Origin of the sequence: Gordonia sp. VNK21, from assembly GCF_046098115.1 — a bacterium.
Lineage (GTDB): Bacteria > Actinomycetota > Actinomycetes > Mycobacteriales > Mycobacteriaceae > Gordonia.
Map to the genome: position 1 here is coordinate 18,137 of NZ_JBJURU010000012.1, position 15,780 is coordinate 33,916.

Consider the following 15,780-nt stretch of genomic DNA (forward strand, 5'->3'; position numbering starts at 1 on the left):
GGCCGGTTCAGCACCCAGCGCGTGGTCGAGCCCCCATTCCTGTGCTGCGGCGCGCGGGCTACCGGAGCCGTTCGGCGCCGAACGGGAGCAGCGCCATCTCCCGCGCATTGCGGACCGCTGTCGCCGGCTGCCGCTGCTGCTGCGGCGACAGGCCGGTGACCTGCCGTGCGCGGATCCGGCCCCGGTCGGTGAGGAACTGCCGCAGCACCGCGGTGTCCTTGTAGTCGAAGGTCAGTCCTGGATAGGCCCGCCGCTTCCGTCCGGCTGCCGTCCGATGACGTTCGGCCCCAGTTCTCTTCGCCATCACCAACTCGCTTTCGAGATGCCCGGGAGTTCACCCCGGTGGGCCATCTGCCGGAACCGGATCCGGGACAGGCCCGCCCTGCGCAGGTAGCCGCGCGGTCGGCCGTCGACCGCATCGCGGTTGCACAGCCTGGTCGCACTGGCATCGCGAGGCTGCCGGCAGAGTTCGGCGCGCGCCGCCGCCCGCTGCTCGGCGCCGGCGGCCGGATCGGCGATGATCGCGGTCAGTTCGGCCCTCCGCGCGGCATAGCGGGCGACGAGCGCCTCCCGCTTGCGTTGTTTGACGATCTTGGACTTCTTGGCCATCAGCGATCCTCCCGGAACTCGACGTGCCTGCGGACGATGGGATCGTATTTGCGCAGGACCAGCCGGTCGGGATGATTGCGCCGGTTCTTGCGGGTGACGTAGGTGTAGCCGGTGCCGGCCGTCGACCGGAGTCTGACCACAGGCCGCAGATCGGTGCTCGCCATCAGATCCGCTCCCCCGCCGCCTGCATCCGGGCGATCACCGCGTCGATGCCGTCCCGGTCGATGACCTTGATTCCCTCGGTGGACACCCGCAGGGTCACCCGCCTCCGCAGACTGGGCACCCAGTAGCTGCGCCGCTGCAGGTTGGGCCGCCACTGCCGGCTGGTCCGGTGATGCGAATGCGACACCTGCTTCCCGAATCCGGGCACCTTGCCGGTGACCTGACATCTGGCACTCACGGTGCACCTCCCATTCCATTTATTGACAACGATTCGCATTAACTACGTCGATCACGCTACAGTGCGAGCACGCTTATTGACAATCAATAGCAATAAGGAAGGTGTCTCGTGCCCGTCCATCCCCGCCCCGACCGCACACCGGTGGTAGTGCTGACCGGCCTGGATCGGACCGGAGTCGCCCGGCCGGCCCGGGCGGCCGCCTCCCCCGGGCACCACCGTGGTCACCGTCGACCTGCGCGACGTCGCAGACGGCCGGGTGATCCGGACCAGCCACCGCATCGCTCCGGACGGACGGGAGGAACTGACCGTCGACCACATCGAGATCGAGCACGGCTGCGTCTCGTGCACGCTGCGGTTCGACCTGCTTCCCGAGCTGCGCCGACTGCACCGCGACGCCGGCACCGCGCGTATCGTGGTCGCCCTGGATCCGGCGATCGAGCCGGAACTGCTGTGCACCGAGTTGCACCAGGTGGTGGTGAGCGGACCTGGAATGCCCGACGGTCCGGCCGGCCTGGACGTGAGCATCGAGGCCACCGTCTGCGCCATCGATGCGCCCAGCTGGCTCGAGTCGGCGACGGGCGATGTCACCCTCACCGAGGCGGGCCTGACCGGACTCGAGGACGAGCGCACGCTCGCCCAGGTGGCGGTGAGCCAGGCGCGCTTCGCCGATGCTCTGATCGTCGAGGGCGCCGACGGAGTGGAGGACATGTGGCAACTGGTCCGGCTGCACGCGGTGCTGCTGCGCCTGGCCCCGGCGGCCGGAATGCGCACCCTCAACAGCCGGCAGCCGCTGACCGCCGGAATCCTCGGCGACGCGCTGGGATCCGTCGGCGCCGACGCGCCGCGCGGACGCCCGCGACGGCCGTTCGACCCGCTGCTGGCCGGGCGGCCGGAGCTGTCCCGCGACTGCGGCGTGCAACTGAGCCTCTTCGAGGCCGCGCGCCCGTTCCATCCGCATCGGCTGCACGAGGCCTTCGACGTCCTGCTCGACGGGGTGGTGACCGCCTACGGACGGCTCTGGCTGGCCAGCGCACCCGACGACGTGCTGTGGCTCGATAGCGCCGGCGGCGGGCTGGGCATCGGGCGGGTGGGCCGCTGGCTCGCCTGCGACGACGGCACCGAGGAGGCCGGCGCACACCTGCCCGACCACGAACGCGAGTACCGCGCGCTGGCCGCTCTGGCCTGGGATCCGGTCTACGGCGACCGGCACACCAGCCTGGCCGTGCTGACCCATCGAGCCGATCCCGCCGAGATCGAGACCGCACTGCAGGCCGCACTCGTGACCGACGACGAATTCGCCCGCGGCCCCGGCTATCTCAGCGCACTGGACTCCCCGTTCGGGGACCGGCACACCGATCCCTGCACCGACCGCGAGCCGAACGAGCCGACCATCGACACCGCCACCACCACCGAGAACGGAGAGAACGATGAAGCCGAACCTTCACCCCGACTACCACCCCGTCGTCTTCCGCGACGCCAACACCGGAGACGCCTTCCTCACCCGGTCGACCGCCGTCTCGGAGCGCACGGTGCTCTGGTCCGACGGCAACGAGTACCCGTTGATCACGGTGGAGGTGTGCAGTGCCAGCCACCCGTTCTGGACCGGCCAGCAGCGCGTTCTCGACGCGGCCGGACAGGTGGAGAAGTTCCACCGCCGCTACGGCACCCGCTGAGCCGGCGGCGTTCGCCGGAACGTTCGAGGAGTCCCGGCCCCGTAGATACTGGAGAGTAGACTGGCGAGCTGCGGACCGACGTGAGGAGTAGCCGTGACTGCCGACCCCGAGAGCGCCGATCCCCTGGCAGATCCTTCCGGTTCGGTCGCGGACTATTGGCATCGGCACGGCTTCGACGGCGACGAGCAGCAGTTCCTCACCTTCACCGCCCTGCTGCGCTATCAACGCCTCGTCGCCGACGCTGTGGACTCGACTCTCAAGAAGCGCGGCCTGAACACCACCGACTATCTCGTCTTGATGACGCTGCAGCTCTCCGAGGACGGGACCCAGCTCATCTCCAGCCTCGCGCGGCACCTGATGGTGCATGCGACGACCGCCACGCTGGCGACGGACCGGCTGGAGCGACGGCTGTTCGTCCGGCGCAGTCCGCATCCCACCGATCGCCGGGCCACATGCGTGGCGATCACCGACGACGGCCGGCGGATCGCCGATGAGGCGACCCGCGCACTGACCACGATCGGCTTCGGCATGCGCGACGGCTCCGCCGGGGAGGTCGCACAGCTCCGCGATGCCATCGCCGCACTGCTGCCCTCGACCGGCCCCGGCTGATCTGGCTCACCGATGCGGGAGGGCCGGACCGCGCAACGGCGGTCCGGCCCTCCCGGCAATGGGTGCAGATCAGTTCCGGTTGCTGAAGTCCGGGAGCTTCTCGTCCGAATCGCGGAAGCTCAGCACACTGAAGATCGTGAGGACGGTACCGGCGATGATCACGATCCAGCCGGTCCAGCCGATACCCACGTCGACACCGGTGAATCCGGCGTTGTCCTCGGTCAGGCCGCGGACCAGCAGCAGCAGAGTCCCCAGTCCGGCCACCACCATCGTGATCAGATTCCAGGGCGCCGTCGCCGGCAGGACGTCGGGCGCGAAGGCCTGCACGGCCACCAGCACCGTCGCGGCGATGATCAGGAGCATGCCGAGCACGGCATAGCTGTACCAGGCGTTCTCACCCGCCGTCTGCCCCATGAACGAGGCCGTCACAAAGCGGTTGAAGAACGAGAAGATCAGTGCCACCAGACCGGCCGCGAGCGCGCCGGTCTGGAACGGGTGCAGGGATTTGAGGTCCATCGAGGGACTCCTTCGTCGGGGGATTCTCGGCGATGCGGTGCACAAACAGTACCGCAGAAACGGTCCCCCAATCGGACTAAACCGGCGCCGATCCCGGTTCGGCGCCCGCCGCGTGGCGTGCGGGCGCCGCCTCAGACCGCGCCGTCGCCGTCCTTGAGGCTCGCACTCATCCGGGCCACCGACGCCCCGTAGTCGCGGACCATGGCTTCGATCATGTCGGCCACCGGAACGATCTCGTTGCACCGGCCGACGATCTGACCGGCCGGCATGGCCACCACGTCGGGATCGTCGGAGTTCGAGATCCGTGCGTGCGCCTCCCCCACGAGCAGGTTCTGCAGCGGCATCGGCAGCGGTTCGGGCGCACCGGCCGCATCCCACGCATCGGTCCACTTGGTCTTGAGCAGCCGGGCGGGCTTACCCGAGTAGATCCGCCGACGCACGGTGTCGCGCGAGGTGGCCTTCAGCAGCGCCTGCTGCACGGTCGACGGTCCGTCGCCGGTGGCCCCGAGCTGGTATTCGGCGGCCGTCAGCCACGCGGTGCCCATCCACACACCCTGCGTGCCCAGCGCCAGCGCTGCCGCCATCTGGCGTCCGTCGCCCACTCCGCCGGCGGCGAGCACGGGGTGATCGCCCACCGCGTCGACGATCTCCGGCCAGAGCACCATGGAGGTCACCTCGCCGGTGTGCCCGCCGCCCTCATAGCCCTGGGCGATCACGATGTCCACGCCGGCCTCCACATGACTGAGCGCATGGTGCTGCGAACCGGCCAGCGCCGCCACCGCGACTCCGTGCTGGTGCGCGACGTCGATGACATCAGCCGGCGGCGAACCGAGTGCGTTGGCGATCAGCTTGATCTGGCCGTACTTCTCGGCGTGCTCCATGGCGACGTCCACGTGCGAGCGCGCCACCGAGTGCAACCAGCCGAGCACGCCGGTGTTCACCCGATCGCCGCCGTCCGGCAGCGGCGGGACGCCCAGGTCGTCGAGGGTCCGTTCGACGAAGGCCCGATGCTCGGGCGGGATCATCGAGTCCAGGTCGGTGCGCGAGCCCTCCGTGGGAATCTTGGCGGGCATCACCACGTCCACGCCGAACGGCTTGCCGTCGGTGTTCTCGTGCATCCACTCGAGCACCTCGTGCAGTTCGGCCGGATCGTTGAACCGGACACAGCCGAGCACGCCGAGCCCACCGGCCCGGCTGATCGCGGCGGCCACGTGCTGGCTGGGGGTGAATCCGAAGATCGGGTAGTCGATGCCGAACTTCTCGGTGAGCGGGGTCTGAATACTGACGGCGGTCATGGCGTTCGTCCTTCTCGAATGGCTGGACTTGTGGGGCTGGGTGGCTGTGGTGGGCCGGCGAGCATCACGCTCAGGACTGGGCGGCCGGCACGAGCCTCTCGTCCGGCTCTCCGGAGGCGGCGACCTGTGCCGCCCACCGGTAGTCGGGCTTGCCGGCCGGGGAGCGCTTCACCTCGTCGACGAACCAGATGCTGCGCGGGCACTTGTAGCCGGCGATGCGTTCGCGGGCCACCTCGTTGATCTCACTGAGCGAGGGGCGCCGGCCGCCACGGGTGGACACGACGGCGGCGACCCGCTGACCGAAGCGCTCGTCGGGCACGCCCACCACGGTGGCATCGAAGATCTCCGGGTGCGCCTTGACCGCGGACTCGACCTCCTCCGGGAAGACCTTCTCGCCACCGGTGTTGATCGACTGCGAGCCGCGGCCCAGCATGGTGATGGTGCCGTCCGCGTCGATCGTCGCCAGGTCGCCGGGGATCGAGTACCGGACCCCGCCGAAGACCTTGAAGGTCTTCTCGCTCTTGACCGGATCGTTGTGGTACCGCAGCGGGATGTGTCCGGTGCGCGCCAGGATCCCCACCTCGCCGCTGCCCCGCTCGACCGGCGTGCCGTCCTCGCGCAGCACGTGCGCCTCCCGGTCGGCGGTCACCCGCGGAGGCCCGGCCTCGGTGGCGCCCCTCTGTGCGAAACCCATTCCGGAGAAACCGGTTTCGGACGATCCGATGGCGTCGACGATCAGCAGGTTGGGCAGCAGATCGAGGAACTGGTCCTTGACCGCAGCCGAGAAGAGCGCCGCCGAGGAGGCGATGGTGATCACCGACGAGGTGTCGTACGCGCTGCCGTCCCGGCGGCCAGCGGCCAGCGCATCGACCATGGGCCGGCCGATGGCGTCACCGGTGATCATCACGACGTTCACCCTGTGCCGTTCGATCGCCTCCCAGCTGGAGTGGCCGCCGAACTCCGGATAGACCACGGACTTGCCGCATGCGAAGAGCGACTGGAAGATCGCCCACTGCGAGCCGCCGTGAATGAACGGCGGGATCGGGAAACGCACCAGTTGAGGGTTCTCCGCGCCGTCGCGGGCCAACTGCCACTCGTCGGTGATCGGTTCGCCGGTGTGGAAGTCGATGCCGCCGCCGAGCACCCGGAAGATGTCCTCCTGGCGCCAGATCACGCCCTTCGGGGCTCCGGTGGTACCGCCGGTGTAGAGCATGTAGAGGTCGTCGTCGCTGCGCTCGCCGAAGTCCCGCTCACGGCTGCCGCGCGCCACCGCCTCGGTGTAGGTGATCGCCCCGTCCGGCGCCGGCAGACCGCTGTCGTCGTCGAGCACGATCAGCCCGGCGACCTGATGCTGCGACGAGGCGAGCACGGCGGCCACCTTGTCCGAGTACTGCCGCTCGTGGATGAGCACCTTCATGCCGGAGTCGGTGACGATGTGCTCGAGTTCGGCCTCGACGTAGCGGTAGTTGACGTTGGCCATCACCGCCCGCGCCTTGAAGACGGCGATCATCGCCACCGTGCATTCGAGGGTGTTGCGGCTGTACAGCCCCACCGGGTCACCGGGCTGCACGCCCAGCTCCTGCAGAGTGTGGGCCAGCGCGTTGGCCTGCTCTTCGAGCTGCGCATAGGTCAGCTCCGCATCCGCCGTCTCGAGTGCGATGCGATCCGGTACGAGGTCGACCGCATGCTCGATGAGGTCTGCGATGGTGTACGCCATGCAATGAAACTAGAACGTGTTACTGTTTTCGGCAAGTAGCAGCCGTCACAACACGCGAGGTACGAGATGACCGTCACCGAAGATCTGGAGACTGCCACCGGCGATGCGCCCGAATGCCTGGTGGAGAAGCGCGGCCACACCCTGATCGTGACCATGAACCGCCCCCGGGCGCGCAATGCGCTCTCCACCGAGATGATGCGGATCATGGAAGAGGCCTGGGACCGGGTCGACGACGATCCCGACATCCGGGTGGCCGTCCTGACCGGCGCGGGCGGCTACTTCTGCGCCGGCGCCGATCTGAAGAACATGAACAAGTCCGCTCCCGGCGACAAGTTCGCCAAAGGCGGCTGGGATCTGACCCGGATGCCGGCCCTGCTCAAGGGCCGCCGGCTGACCAAGCCGCTGATCGCGGCGGTCGAGGGACCGGCGATCGCCGGCGGCACCGAGATCCTGCAGGGCACCGACATCCGGGTGGCCGCACAGAGCGCGAAATTCGGTGTCTCCGAAGCCAAGTGGGGCCTGTTCCCGCTCGGCGGCAGCGCCGTCCGGCTGGTGCGGCAGATTCCGTACACGATCGCCGCCGACATCCTGCTCACCGGCCGGCACATCACCGCCGCCGAAGCCAAGGAGTACGGCCTGATCGGCCACGTGGTCCCGGACGGCACGGCACTCGACCGAGCACTCGAGATCGCCGATCAGATCGCCGCCAACGGTCCGCTGGCGGTGCAGGCCATCCTCAAGACGATCCGCGACAGCGAGGGACTGCACGAGGAGGAGGCGTTCAAGATCGACGCCGAGCTCGGTGCCGCGGTCTTCGCCTCGAAGGATGCCAAGGTGGGCCCGCGCGCCTTCGCCGAGAAGCAGAAGCCGGTCTTCACCGGCGAGTGATCCCACCGTCGTAACCCCTCCCGTACCGCAGAGTCCCCCGAGCCCGCGCCATCGATCCCACGTCGACGGCACGCGCTCGGGGGAACCTTCCGGTAGGCCTTCCGGTGTGCCTGTGGACAACGCCCTGGACACTCCGGCGCCCGGGCAGCACAGTCCTCGGGCATGCAGATCGAACCGGGGGTCTATCCGCATCGGGTCCTGAGCACCCGGCTGCGTCGCGCCGAATTGAACCGGGCCGTACGGGCCGGCACCGCCGTCAGACTCCGCTCGGGCTGGTACGCCGTCGGCGCCGCGCACCCCGACGAGGTCTCGGCGGTCCGGGCCGGCGGTGTCCTGAGCTGTGTCTCGGCGCTGCGCCGGCATGGCGTCTGGGTTCCCGACGATCCGCACCTCCATGTGCGCGGCAACGTCTCCGCCGTCCGTCGGCACCCGGAGCGCTACTGTCGCCGGTACGGCCGCCCCGAGCCCGAATCCGGGGCGGTGGACGATCTGCCGACCGCCCTGCAATACGCCGCACGCTGCCTCGACGCCGAAGGCTTGGTGGTGGTCGCCGATTCGATGCTCAACCAGGGCCTGCTGTCCCGCGAGGAGATCGAGCACACCCTGCGCGACACCCCCGCGACCGTCCAGCAGGCACTCGACCGGTGCGACGGCCGCGCCGCATACGGGCTCGAAACGATGGTCCGGCTCCGGTTGCAGAGCCAGAACATCCGCACCCGGCTGCAGGTGCCGATCGACGGCGTGGGCCGGGTGGACCTGCTGGTGGTCCGCTGGCTGATCATCGAGACCGACGGCTGGGAGTACCACGGCGACCGCACCGCCTTCGAGAACGACCGGCGGCGGGATCAGGCCGCTCTCGCTCTCGGCTATCTGACCCTGCACCTGACCAGCCGCCAGATCACCGACTACTGGGAACGCTGCAACGGGGTGATCCTCGACCTCGTCCGCCGGCGCGCACATCTCCGTCGGCACTGAGCCGCACCGGGGCAGCACGACCGGAGAGTTCCCCATCGCGGACACCATCGCGGCCGGGTCGACGGTGCCCGTCAGCGGGAACTCTGGTGTACGCCGGAGACCGGCGCACCGCCGCCGGCGTGCGCCACCGGCGCCTCCTCAGACCATGGTGCCGAGCCGGGTGATGGTGTCGGCGTCGCGGCAGGTGACCATCAGCATGGTCACCCCGGCGGCCTCCCACTGCCCGATCTGAGCCCTGACCTCGGCCTCGGTACCCACCAGCATGGTCTCCCGCACCATCTCGTCGGGGACGGCGGCGATGGCCTCGGCTCTGCGGCCGGACTGGAACAGCCGCCCGATCTCCTCGACCGCGTCGCCGTACCCCATCCGGGTGTACAGCTCGGCGTGGAAGTTCTTCTCCTTCGCCCCCATCCCACCCACATACAGCGCGGTCGACGGGCGGTACCGCTCCACCGCCGCCGCGACGTCTTCGGTGATGACGGCCTGGACGGTGGCGGCCACCTCGAAGTCCGCGCGGCTGCGCCGGGCACCGGGCCGGGCGAAACCCTCGTCGAGCCAGGCGTTGTACTGATCGGCCAGCCGCAGCGTGAAGAAGATCGCGAGCCAGCCGTCGGCGATCTCGGCGGTCTGCGCGACGTTCTTCGGCCCCTCCGCACCCAGCCAGATCGGGATGTCGGCGCGCAGCGGATGGGTGATCGGCTTGAGCGGCTTGCCCAGTCCGGTGACACCCGGCGCGCCGGCGGGCAGAGGCAACCGATAGTGCGGTCCGCTGCTGGTCACCGGCGCCTCCCGGGCCAGCACCTCGCGGACGATCTGGACGTATTCACGGGTCCGGGCGAGCGGCCTGCCGAAGGGCTGCCCGTACCAGCCCTCCACCACCTGCGGTCCGGAGACGCCCAGCCCGATGATGTGGCGGCCGCCGGAGAGGTGGTCGAGGGTCAGTGCCGCCATGGCCAGCGAGGTCGGCGGGCGCGCCGAGAGCTGGGCGACGGCCGTGCCCAGCCGCAGCCGATCGGTGGCCGCACCCCACCACGCCAGCGGCGTGTAGACGTCCGACCCCCACGACTCCGCGGTGAACACCGCATCGAAGCCGGCCTGTTCGGCCGCCGCGACGAGCTCCGGGGCGTCGGGGATCGGACCGGCCCCCCAGTAGCCCAGCTGCAGACCCAGTTTCATGGCACACCTCGCTTGCGTCGAACGCCGAGCATCGTTCCCGATGAAACATGTTCGGCACCTGTGTAGGCGTTGTCGCCTGTTACCTTGCGCCCAATACTAGAACGTGTTCTACTCAAATTTTGTGAGCCACAGTTCATCCACGCCCGATGCCGCCGCCTCTCCGGTGGCGACCGTCCCGGAGCCGTCGACAACTCTTCTGTCCGCACCGCTGGTCAACACCTTCGGCTACACGCGCTCGCTGGGGCCGGTCCTCAGCCAGTTCGCCCTGGCTCTGCGTGAGGGCCGCATCCTCGGCTCGAAGAACAGTGACGGCACCGTCTCGGTCCCGCCGGTGGAGTTCGATCCGCACACGCTGGCCGCCACCGAGAACCTCGTCGAGGTGGCCCCGGTGGGGACCGTGGTCACCTGGACCTGGCAGCCCGAACCGGCCGACCCGCAGCCGGCGGACCGCCCGTTCGCCTGGGCGCTGATCCGGCTCGACGGCGCCGACACCGCCCTGCTGCACGCGGTGGCCGTGGACTCCCCCGACCACATGAGCACCGGCATGCGGGTGCGCGCCGAGTTCCGTCCGGTGCGGACCGGACTGATCACCGACATCGCTCACTTCGTTCCCGGTGACGCCCCGGCGGCGGTGCCGGCCAACACCGCCGAGCTCCCGGCCGACGAGAGCGCCGGCGTGGTGGTCACCACCCCGATCACCACCGCCATCACCCACTCGGCCGCCGCCGCCGAATCGGTCTTCCTGGAAGGCATCAAGGCCGGGAAGCTGATCGGCAACCGGATCGCCTCCGGTGTCGACGAGGGCCGGGTCTACTTCCCGCCGCGCGATGTGAGTCCGGCCGACGGCGCCCCCTCCGCCGAGTTTCTGGAACTGCCCGATACCGGCGTGGTCACCACCTTCTGCATCGTCAACGTGCCCTTCCAGGGACAGCGCATCACACCGCCGTACGTGGCCGCCTACGTGCTGCTCGACGGCACCGACATCCCGTTCCTACACCTGATCCTGGACTGCCCGGCGGACGAGGTCCGGATGGGTATGCGGGTGCAGGCGGTGTGGCTGCCTGAAGACGAGTGGGAGCACTCGATGGGCAATATCAGCCACTTCCGGCCGACCGGCGAACCGGACGCCGACTACCAGAGCTACCAGGAGTACGTGTGATGACCGTTCCCGAGATCGCTGTGGTGGGCTTCGCGCACAGCCCCAACGTGGTCGGCTCCCACGGCACCACCAACGGCGTGGAGATGCTGATCCCCTGCTTCGAGAAGCTGTACGCGCAGCTGGGCATCGAGCGCACCGACATCGGCTTCTGGTGCAGCGGATCCTCCGACTACCTGGCCGGCCGCGCCTTCTCGTTCATCTCGGCAGTCGATTCGATCGGCGCCATGCCGCCGATCAACGAATCGCATGTGGAGATGGACGGCGCCTGGGCGCTGTACGAGGCCTACGCCAAGGTCGCCTCCGGTGAGGTGGACCTGGCTCTGGCCTACGGATTCGGCAAGTCTTCGGCCTCGGACGTCGACCTGACCCTGTCCATGCAGACAGATCCGTACACGGTGGCCCCGCTGTGGCCGCACAGCCACTCCCTCGGCGCCCTGCAGGCGCGGGCCGGACTGGACGCCGGCGCCTTCTCCGAGGCCGACATGGCCGCGGTCGCCGCCCGCACCACCGGCACGCCGGTCGACGAGCTGCTCGCCGCCGACTACCGCTATCACCCGCTGCGCGCCCACGACATCGCCCCGTTCACCGACGCGGCGGCCGCCGTGGTGATCGCGACGGCCGACCGTGCTCGCGAGCTGGTGGCGAATCCGGCGTTCATCACCGGCTGGGATCACCGCATCGACTCGCCGAACTTCGGCGCCCGCGACCTGGCGGTCTCGCCGTCGACGGCGCTGGCCGGTGACACCGCCTTCGGCGACCGGTCCCGGGCAGTGGACGTGGCCGAGATCCAGGCGGCCTTCACGCACGAGGAGCTGATCGTGAAGAACGCTCTGCGGCTTCCCGATTCGGTGCGCATCAATCCGTCCGGCGGCGCCCTGACCGGCAACTCGCTGTTCTCGGCGGGCCTGCAGCGCATCGGCTACGCCGCTCACGCCATTCTGAGCGGCGAGGCCGGCACCGCGGTCGCCCACGCCGCCGGCGGACCGCTGCTGCAGCAGAACATGGTGGTCACTCTGAGCTCCGCGGCGGAAGGACAGAACTGATGGGCAGCAGGAACCGCGCCGCGGTACTGGGCACCGGACAGACCAAGTACGTCGCCAAACGGCACGATGTGACGATGGCCGGCATGTGCCGGGAGGCCATCGACAAGGCCCTCGCCGACGCCGGGGTGACGATGGACGAGATCGACGCCATCGTCATCGGCAAGGCGCCGGATCTCTTCGAGGGCACCATGATCCCCGAGTTCGCCATGGCCGAATCGCTCGGCGCGGTGGGCAAGCGGCTGATCCGCGTGCACACCGCCGGCTCGGTGGGCGGCACCACTGCCAATGTGGGCGCCTCGCTGGTCTTCGGCGGACTGCACAAGCGGGTGCTGGCCGTAGCCTGGGAGAAGCAGTCGGAGTCGAATGCCATGTGGGCGTTGTCGATTCCGGTCCCGTTCACCAAACCGGTCGGCGCCGGCGCCGGCGGCTTCTTCGCCCCGCATGTGCGCGCCTACATCCGCCGCTCGGGCGCACCCGAGCACATCGGCGCCATCGTGGCCGCCAAGGATCGCCGCAACGGCGCCCTGAATCCGCTGGCACACCTGCACCAGCCGGATATGACGGTGGAGAAGATCATGCAGTCCCAGATGCTCTGGGATCCGATCCGCTTCGACGAGACCTGCCCGTCGTCGGACGGCGCCTGCGCCGTGGTCATCGGCGCCGAGGACGTGGCCGACGCGGCCGTGGCACAGGGCACGCCCGTCGCCTGGATCCACGCCACCGCCATGCGCACCGAACCGCTGAACTTCGCACATCGCGATGTGGTGAGTCCGCAGGCGGGCCGGGATGCGGCCGCGGCGCTGTGGAAGGCCGCCGGCATCACCGATCCGCTCAACCAGATCGACGCCGCCGAGGTCTACGTGCCGTTCTCCTGGTTCGAACCGATGTGGCTGGAGAATCTGGGCTTCGCGGCAGAGAACGAGGGCTGGAAGCTCACCGAGGCCGGCGAGACCGAGATCGGCGGCCGGATTCCGTTCAACGCCTCCGGCGGCGTCCTCTCCTCCAATCCGATCGGCGCCTCCGGAATGATCCGTTTCGCCGAGGCGGCCATCCAGGTGATGGGCAAGGCCGGTGACCACCAGGTCCCCGACGCCCGCACGGCGCTCGGGCACGCCTACGGCGGCGGCTCGCAGTACTTCTCCATGTGGCTGGTCGGGGCCGAGAAGCCCTAGCCCCGCCCCGATCCACCGACTCGCCCGATCGGCTCCGTCACGGCCCGCGCCGCGACGGAGCCGATCGAGTGTTAGCTGCACCACCCCGCTTGCTACCGGACCGCAGTCCGGTTAATGTCGACGAGGTCCGACCCCCCGAACAGGAAGACCGTCGATGTCCCGCTTGCACTCCGGCCAGGCCCTGGCCGTCACCGCCGCCCGGGTGATCCTGGGCATCATCTTCTTCGCCCACGGCTGGCAGAAGCTGGTCACCAACGGCATGGATGCCACCGCCGCCGGCTTCGAGGCGATGGGCGCTCCGGCACCCACCTTCTCAGCCTGGCTGGCTGCGCTCGCCGAGCTGATCGGCGGCGGTCTGCTGATCGTCGGTCTGGCCACGCCTCTGGTGGCGCTGATCCTCATCGGTGACATGATCGGCGCGATCTTCATCGCTCACATCGACCAGCCGTTGATCGGCGGCTTCGAACTGCCGCTGGCCCTCATCGCCGGACTGATCGCCGTCGGCGTCGCCGACCAGGGCGTCCTCTCGGTGGACGGCAACGTGCTGCGCCTGCGCAAGCGGAAATCCGTCGACGCCGGCTGAGCATCGGACCCACCCGAACGACGACTCTGCCCCCGCGATCGCGCGGGGGCAGAGTCGTCGAGTGACTCGGGGGCCGTCAGGCCGGCCGCAGGGAGTTCATCGTGGCCTCGACCTCCCAGAAGGCCCGCAGCGCGGCGAGCTTGCCGTCCGCGTCGGCCTTGTAGGTGAAGACGCCCTGGGCCTCGGAGATGTGTCCGGCGATCCTGGTCACGATGGTGCCGATGTATGCCACCTCGTCGCCGCAGATGATCTCCCGGTCGAAGACGAAGTCGATCTTCTCCGTGGTGCCGATGGTCTTGTCCCAGAACTCCGAGAGCTGCTGCGGGCCGCGATGACCCACGCCCTCCTCGTCGAACATCGACGGCCCCACCGGGTCCTCGACACTGCCGTCGGCGGAGAAGTTCGCCAGCCAGGCCTCCTTGTCCCGGGCCTGCACGGCCTCGCGCGAACGCCGGCCGGCGAGCACCGCGGGATGGTTCTCCCGGTCGATGTTCAGATACGCCGGCGTGCGATCGTCAGTCACTGGGGCCTCACTTGGTGCCATAGTCCACCTGGAGATCCTTGATGCCGTTGATCCAGCCGTGCCGCAGCCGCACCGGCTCGCCGAGCCGGGAGATGTCGGGCACCAGGTCGGCCAGCGCGTTGAACATCAGGTTGATCTCCATGCGGGCCAGGTTGGCCCCGATGCAGAAGTGCGTGCCGTTGCCGCCGAATCCGACGTGCGGGTTCGGATCGCGCATGATGTTGAAGCTGAACGGGTCGTCGAAGACGTCCTCGTCGTAGTTCGCCGAGCCGTAGAAGAGGCCGACGCGCTGCCCCTTCGCGATCTGCTGGCCGCCGATCTCCATGTCGCGCAGCGCGGTCCGCTGGAAGCAGTTGACCGGTGTGGCCCACCGCACGATCTCGTCCACCGCGGTGGCCGGCCGCTCCTTCTTGAACAGCTCCCACTGGTCGGGATTGTTCAGGAAGGCGTTCATGCCGTGACTGATCGCATTGCGGGTGGTCTCGTTGCCGGCCACCACCAGCAGGATGAAGAAGAAGCCGAACTGGGTCTCGTCGAGCGATTCGCCGTCGATGTCGGCCGTCACCAGCTTGGTGACGATGTCGTCGGCCGGGCACTTCCGCCGATCCTCGGCCATGGTGTAGCCGTAACCGAGGATCTCCGCGTTGGCCATCTTCGGGTCCATCGGGAAGTCCGGATCGTCGGCGTTCATCATCGAGTTGGACCACTCGAAGAGCTTCATCCGGTCCACCTGCGGCACACCGAGCAGATCCGCGATCGCCATCAGCGGCAGGTCCACGGCGACCTGGGAGACGAAGTCGCCGGAACCGGCCTCGGCCGCCTCGCTGACGATCTTGCGCGCCGCCGCGTCGAGCTTCTCCTCGAGGGCGTGCACGGCCTTGGGGGTGAACAGCCGCGACACGATCTTGCGCATCTTGGTGTGCTCGGGCGGATCGTGGTTGATCAGCAGCGCCTTGGTGATCTCGATCTCGTCGGCGCCCATGTCGTCCTCGAAGCGCATGATCACGCCGTTCTCCGCCGCGGACCAGTCCTCGGAGTTCTTGGAGATGTCACGGATGTCCTGGTGCCGCGAGACGACCCAGTAGCCGCCGTCGTGGAAGCCGCCGCCCTTGCCGGGCGCCTGGGCGTTCCACCAGACCGGGGCCGTCTTCCGGAGCTGAGCGAACTCCGCGACCGGCAGCCCCTTCTCGAGCAGGAACGGGTCGGTGAAGTCCCAGCCCTCCTGTTTCATGAACGGGCACTGCTCGGCAGCGTCGGTCGCCGGGACACTTTGCGTCATCTGTGTCACGCCTCCACCTTCATCTCTCACACGTTTCCGGGGCTGGCACCCACAAAACGAGAACTTGTTTCACTGTGTGTCATTGCTCACTGTGCCACACAAGTTAGACGGCGACAAGAACATGTTCTAGTTTTGTCTCATGGCCGTTCCCCGCGGCCGCGCA

Annotated in this window: 18 protein-coding genes and 1 pseudogene; 9 read left to right on the forward strand and 10 right to left on the reverse strand. The window is 68.9% G+C overall.

What is annotated here, in order from left to right:
* Positions 1-58: 58 nt before the first annotated feature.
* Genes rpsR through rpmB form a run of 4 tightly spaced genes read right to left on the reverse strand, consistent with a single transcriptional unit; the run spans position 59 to position 1,009 of the window.
* On the reverse strand, positions 59-304 hold the full coding sequence (gene rpsR, locus ACJMNC_RS14000; RefSeq protein WP_408948575.1) for a 30S ribosomal protein S18: 246 nt from the start codon (positions 302-304) through the stop codon (positions 59-61).
* A complete protein-coding gene (rpsN, locus tag ACJMNC_RS14005) occupies positions 304-609 on the reverse strand; it encodes a 30S ribosomal protein S14 (protein WP_408948576.1) in 306 nt (101 codons plus the stop codon). Before rpsN ends, rpsR begins: the two co-directional genes overlap by 1 nt.
* Positions 609-773, reverse strand: coding sequence for a 50S ribosomal protein L33 (gene rpmG / locus ACJMNC_RS14010; RefSeq protein WP_408948577.1), 165 nt, complete (start codon positions 771-773; stop codon positions 609-611). The genes rpsN and rpmG overlap by 1 nt, the downstream gene beginning before the upstream one ends.
* Positions 773-1,009: a 50S ribosomal protein L28 gene (gene rpmB / locus ACJMNC_RS14015; RefSeq protein WP_408948578.1), complete on the reverse strand. Its 237-nt coding sequence runs from the start codon at positions 1,007-1,009 to the stop codon at positions 773-775. Before rpmB ends, rpmG begins: the two co-directional genes overlap by 1 nt.
* A 256-nt stretch (positions 1,010-1,265) precedes the next feature.
* Here rpmB and mrf point away from each other — a divergent pair.
* From mrf to ACJMNC_RS14030, 3 genes and pseudogenes are all read left to right on the forward strand, one after another.
* Positions 1,266-2,321, forward strand: a pseudogene (gene mrf / locus ACJMNC_RS14020) (ribosome hibernation factor-recruiting GTPase MRF); the annotation flags it as partial.
* A gap of 115 nt (positions 2,322-2,436) precedes the next feature.
* Complete coding sequence (locus ACJMNC_RS14025; protein ID WP_408948704.1) at positions 2,437-2,682, forward strand: type B 50S ribosomal protein L31; 246 nt, start codon at positions 2,437-2,439, stop codon at positions 2,680-2,682.
* A 93-nt stretch (positions 2,683-2,775) separates the two neighbouring features.
* Complete coding sequence (locus ACJMNC_RS14030) at positions 2,776-3,291, forward strand: MarR family winged helix-turn-helix transcriptional regulator (protein WP_408948579.1); 516 nt, start codon at positions 2,776-2,778, stop codon at positions 3,289-3,291.
* A gap of 69 nt (positions 3,292-3,360) precedes the next feature.
* Here the strand turns inward: ACJMNC_RS14030 and ACJMNC_RS14035 are convergent, their stop codons facing one another.
* From ACJMNC_RS14035 to ACJMNC_RS14045, 3 genes are all read right to left on the reverse strand, one after another.
* Positions 3,361-3,807, reverse strand: a complete 447-nt coding sequence (locus ACJMNC_RS14035) for a hypothetical protein (RefSeq protein ID WP_408948580.1) — start codon at positions 3,805-3,807, stop codon at positions 3,361-3,363.
* 131 nt (positions 3,808-3,938) lie between these two features.
* The gene (locus ACJMNC_RS14040; RefSeq protein ID WP_408948581.1) at positions 3,939-5,102 is read right to left on the reverse strand and encodes an NAD(P)H-dependent flavin oxidoreductase; all 1,164 of its coding nucleotides are present in this window, start codon (positions 5,100-5,102) and stop codon (positions 3,939-3,941) included.
* 70 nt (positions 5,103-5,172) lie between these two features.
* Positions 5,173-6,819 carry an acyl-CoA synthetase gene (locus tag ACJMNC_RS14045; protein WP_408948582.1) on the reverse strand — a complete coding sequence of 549 codons (1,647 nt, stop codon included), beginning with the start codon at positions 6,817-6,819 and terminating at the stop codon, positions 5,173-5,175.
* A 66-nt stretch (positions 6,820-6,885) separates the two neighbouring features.
* Here ACJMNC_RS14045 and ACJMNC_RS14050 point away from each other — a divergent pair, with 66 nt between their 5' ends.
* Complete coding sequence (locus ACJMNC_RS14050; protein WP_408948583.1) at positions 6,886-7,707, forward strand: crotonase/enoyl-CoA hydratase family protein; 822 nt, start codon at positions 6,886-6,888, stop codon at positions 7,705-7,707.
* Positions 7,708-7,869: 162 nt separating this feature from the next.
* Positions 7,870-8,682, forward strand: coding sequence for an endonuclease domain-containing protein (locus ACJMNC_RS14055; RefSeq protein WP_408948584.1), 813 nt, complete (start codon positions 7,870-7,872; stop codon positions 8,680-8,682).
* Positions 8,683-8,820: 138 nt separating this feature from the next.
* On the opposite strand, the gene ACJMNC_RS14060 is transcribed toward ACJMNC_RS14055, so the two are convergent.
* Entirely contained in the window at positions 8,821-9,858 is a 1,038-nt protein-coding gene (locus ACJMNC_RS14060; RefSeq protein WP_408948585.1) for an LLM class F420-dependent oxidoreductase, read from the reverse strand.
* Positions 9,859-10,021: 163 nt separating this feature from the next.
* On the opposite strand from ACJMNC_RS14060, the gene ACJMNC_RS14065 reads away from it, so the two are divergent.
* The 4 genes from ACJMNC_RS14065 (at position 10,022) to ACJMNC_RS14080 (ending at position 13,815) form a co-directional block, all read left to right on the forward strand.
* Positions 10,022-11,017, forward strand: a complete 996-nt coding sequence (locus ACJMNC_RS14065) for a Zn-ribbon domain-containing OB-fold protein (RefSeq protein ID WP_408948705.1) — start codon at positions 10,022-10,024, stop codon at positions 11,015-11,017.
* The gene (locus ACJMNC_RS14070) at positions 11,017-12,060 is read left to right on the forward strand and encodes a thiolase domain-containing protein (RefSeq protein ID WP_408948586.1); all 1,044 of its coding nucleotides are present in this window, start codon (positions 11,017-11,019) and stop codon (positions 12,058-12,060) included. The genes ACJMNC_RS14065 and ACJMNC_RS14070 overlap by 1 nt, the downstream gene beginning before the upstream one ends.
* Complete coding sequence (locus ACJMNC_RS14075; RefSeq protein ID WP_408948587.1) at positions 12,060-13,232, forward strand: thiolase domain-containing protein; 1,173 nt, start codon at positions 12,060-12,062, stop codon at positions 13,230-13,232. The genes ACJMNC_RS14070 and ACJMNC_RS14075 overlap by 1 nt, the downstream gene beginning before the upstream one ends.
* Positions 13,233-13,386: 154 nt before the next feature.
* Positions 13,387-13,815, forward strand: coding sequence for a DoxX family protein (locus ACJMNC_RS14080; protein WP_408948588.1), 429 nt, complete (start codon positions 13,387-13,389; stop codon positions 13,813-13,815).
* A gap of 76 nt (positions 13,816-13,891) precedes the next feature.
* On the opposite strand, the gene ACJMNC_RS14085 is transcribed toward ACJMNC_RS14080, so the two are convergent.
* Positions 13,892-14,359 carry a nuclear transport factor 2 family protein gene (locus ACJMNC_RS14085; RefSeq protein WP_408948589.1) on the reverse strand — a complete coding sequence of 156 codons (468 nt, stop codon included), beginning with the start codon at positions 14,357-14,359 and terminating at the stop codon, positions 13,892-13,894.
* Positions 14,346-15,617: a cytochrome P450 gene (locus ACJMNC_RS14090; protein ID WP_408948590.1), complete on the reverse strand. Its 1,272-nt coding sequence runs from the start codon at positions 15,615-15,617 to the stop codon at positions 14,346-14,348. The genes ACJMNC_RS14085 and ACJMNC_RS14090 overlap by 14 nt, the downstream gene beginning before the upstream one ends.
* Positions 15,618-15,780 lie beyond the last annotated feature (163 nt).